The sequence below is a fragment of the Xanthomonas sp. D-99 genome (genome assembly GCF_017746145.1).
GTDB classification, from domain to species: Bacteria; Pseudomonadota; Gammaproteobacteria; order Xanthomonadales; family Xanthomonadaceae; genus Xanthomonas; species Xanthomonas cissicola.
In genome coordinates this window covers 8,795-12,319 of sequence record NZ_JAGHWU010000010.1, presented here as the reverse complement: position 1 = coordinate 12,319, position 3,525 = coordinate 8,795, and the positions used below count along the sequence as shown (strand labels likewise).

Sequence of the window (3,525 nt, the reverse complement as noted above, 5' to 3'; positions counted from 1 at the left end):
AACTCTTGCGCGGCGACAGCCGCGAATTGGGGATGTCCTGCAGCTTGGCCAGCTGCGGGTTGCCGGCCCATTTGACCTGCTGCACCTGCTCGCGGCGGGTCCACAACAGGGCGCTACGCGATTGCGGCATCAGCGGCACGAAGATGAAGCCGGCTGCCAGCGGCGCGAGGTCGGCCAACTCCGGGAACACCTCGCCGATGGCGTCCACATGCAGGGCGCCGACCGCATCCTCGCGCAGGGCGTCGTGGTGTTCGGATTCGAGATGTTCGCGGATGCGGCGCAACGCCTCTGCATCCGGCACGCTGCCATGACGGCTGATTTCATTGCCATGGAAGATTGCCACGCCATCGGCGTCGACCACGTCCATCAGGTCCGGGGCCATGTCGGCGAGCATGTCCACGGTCAGGTGCTCGGCGTCGTTGAAGTCGGTGATCAATTTTTCGCGGATGGTCAGCAGCACCGACTCCAGCCGCGCTCGCCCCACCGCCTGCAGCGCGCCGATGCGCCCGGCCAGCGCGCGGGTCACCGCATCGGTGGCATCGCGCATGGCATGGCTGGTGAAGTGCGGGCTGTAGTGGTGACAGGAAATCAGCCCCCACAGCGCATCGTTGACCACGATCGAGGACACCAGGGTGGCGCTGACGCCCATGTTGGCCAGGTATTCCAGATGCACCGGCGAGACGCTGCGCAGGCTGACATCGCTCAGATCCACCGGCGTGCCCAGGCGCGGATGCAAGGTGGGCTGGATCGGCGACGGCTGGTACCGCACATCGGCGATCTGGCGCACGCGGTTGCGCAGGTATAGCGCGCGTGCCTGCGCCGGGATATCGCTGGCCGGGTAATGCAGGCCCAGATAGGCCTCCAGTTCGGGCTGGCGTGCTTCGGCGATGACGTCGCCATTCCACTCTTCGTCGAAGCGATACACCATCACGCGGTCGAAGCCGATCATGCTGCGCAGCCCCTTGGCCGCGCGCACCGCCGCTTCGTCGATGCCCGCATCGCGCTCGATGCTGCGCAACAGCGGCAGCGCTTCGCGCAGGGTGACATCCATCAGGCGCGCGTCGCGCGGCTCGATTTCGATCAACCATTGCTCCGGATACAGATGCCAGGCGGCGACCCAGGGATGATCGGTCGGCGCGCTGCGCTGCGGGAAGCGCACATCGGCGTGCAGCAGGTGCTGCGGTTGATCGTCCACTGCCAATGGTTGCGCCTCGGGCAGTTCCAGCACCTGGGTGTACGGCGTGCCCAGCAGGGCATCCATCGGCACGCCGAGCAGGTCGGCGGCGGTGCTGCTGGCCTGCACGATGCGGCCATCGGCCGGTTCGATCACCAGCAACACGCCGTAGGGCTGGATCAGGCCGGGAATATGGATCGGTTCCCGCGCGCAGACATCCATATCCAGAGGTTCGGTGGGCTGATTCACGGCTGCGGCTCCGCGGCGAGGCAGGAATGGAAGTGGGCGAACATGGCCTGCGCGCCGCCGATGGCAGCGTCGCTTGCGGATGCGGTGGCCAGGCGCCGATCCAGCGCTGCCTGGAAACGGCGCCAGCCGGCCGGGTCGCCGTCGGCCAGCTCGAAATAGCGCAGGGCGCCGGCCAGAGCGGGCTGCTGCTTGCGCACGTTGCGCGCGATCACCCGTCCACCAAGCTGCGAGCCTTCGATGACGTACAACATGCCCCAGCGCGCGGCATCGTCGGCGCTGGCGGGCAGTGCGGCCGGCAGATCCGGTTGCTGGCCGAGCGCGCGCAGGTCATCGCGCAGTGCCGGCACGCGACGGCGGTAATGCCAGCCGTTGCCGACCAGGGTGGTCAGCCAGTTGCCGAGCTGCGCTTCGAAGCCGGCCAGCAAGGCGTGGTGGCGACGCAGGATCTGCGCATACGCAGCCGAATCGACCTGCCCCTGCGCCAACGCCTGCATCAGCGGCACTGCTTCGACCAGGCGATGGGCATCCTGGGTGGCATGGCGCAGCGCGAGCGCAGCCGATGGCGGAACTGCCAGGACGTCGGAAACCATAGGGGCTCAAGGCGGTGCCGCGGCACGAAGGACACCAGACTAGCAGTGCCTGCGCAAATCAGAAAAAGCAGACGCGAGCGCAAGCTGAATAGGTTGGCTTCACGTCTGCGCCGCGGGTGTGGTGCCGGCGTCGCGCGCGGCTCGTTTCCAGGCCATGCCCCAGCCTGCGGCCAGCAGGACAGCGGCCAGCAACCACGGCGCGCCCGGCAGGTGCAGAGGCGCACCGCTGCCGATGAACCAGGCGAAGACATTGGCGAACAACAGTGGGCCGGCGATGCCGGCCAGGCTGACCAGACCGGTGAGCGCACCCTGCACGCGACCTTGCGCGTCGGCGCCGACCTCGCGGGTGATCAGGGCCTGCGCGGACGGTGCGGCAATGGCCCACAACGCACTGATCGGCACACCGATCAGGAAGGCAGTGCCGCTGTCGGCCAGCCCATAGATGATGAAGCCGATCACCCCGCAGCCCAGCCCCAGCAGCAACGCGCGGCGTTCGCCGAGCCGGCGCACCAGGCGGCCGACCAGCAACGCATTGACGATGATGCTGCAGACGCCGACCCCGGCCAGTACCCAGCTCACTTCGCGCGGGCCCCAGTGGTATTGGTAACCGGCGAACAGCACGAAAATGCTGGGATAGACGTAATGCGCCAGGTTGGCCAGGAACACCACCGACGCCAGGCCGAACACCTGCGGGTAGCGGCGCAGCAGTTTGAGTGCGCCCAGCGGATTGGCGTGCGACCAGTCCAGCCGCGCGGTGCGGCGTTGGGCGGGCAGCGATTCGGGCAGCACGAACCAGCCATACAGCACGTTCAACAGGGCAAGCCCGGCGGCAAACCAGAACGGCCAACGCAACCCGATGCTGCCCAGCCAACCGCCGATCAACGGGCCGGCGACAAAGCCGATGCCGAAGGCGGCACCGAGCATGCCGAATGCGCCGGCGCGTTTGTCCGGTGGGGTGACGTCGGCGATGTAGGCATTGGCGGTGGAGAAGCTGGCCGAGCACACGCCGGAGATCACCCGTGCCAGCAGCAGCATCGGCAGGCTGTGGGCAATGGCCATCAGGATGAAGTCCAGGCCCAGGCCAAGGCACGAGAGCAGGATCACCGGCCGGCGACCGAAGCGGTCGGAGAGCGCGCCCTGCAACGGCGAGCAGACGAACTGGATGGCAGCGAACAGGAAGCCGAACCAGCCGATCCAGCCGGCGGCCACGACGTAGTCGCCGCCGGTGAAGTGGCGCACCAGATCCGGCAGTACCGGAATGATGACCCCGAAGGACAGGCACGTCGATCAGGACGGTGATGAAGATGAAGATCAGCGCGGCGCGGCGGCGCCCCGGGACGGGAGCGGAATCGGGAGAGAGGGACATCGCGCGGCGCAGTTGGGCGAAGCGGCGAGTGTAGCGAGGGATTGGGTGGCTGATGCTGGTGGCGCGTGGTTGCTGGGACACCTGCTGTCGTTCGTGCTGCATCAGGCTGCACCCGGACCCTCACCCGCCCCGTCGGGGCACCTTCT

The 3,525-nt window shown here is 67.8% G+C and carries 1 protein-coding gene and 2 pseudogenes; all 3 read right to left on the bottom strand.

What is annotated here, in order from left to right; all coding sequences use genetic code 11:
• Positions 1-1,336, bottom strand: a pseudogene (locus J7360_RS04930) (GAF domain-containing protein); the annotation flags it as partial.
• Between the two features lie 83 nt (positions 1,337-1,419).
• Positions 1,420-2,013 (bottom strand): biliverdin-producing heme oxygenase, encoded by a 594-nt coding sequence (locus tag J7360_RS04925; RefSeq protein WP_057664114.1) that lies wholly within the window; start codon positions 2,011-2,013, stop codon positions 1,420-1,422.
• 99 nt (positions 2,014-2,112) lie between these two features.
• A pseudogene (locus J7360_RS04920) lies at positions 2,113-3,379 on the bottom strand (tetracycline resistance MFS efflux pump).
• Positions 3,380-3,525: the final 146 nt, after the last annotated feature.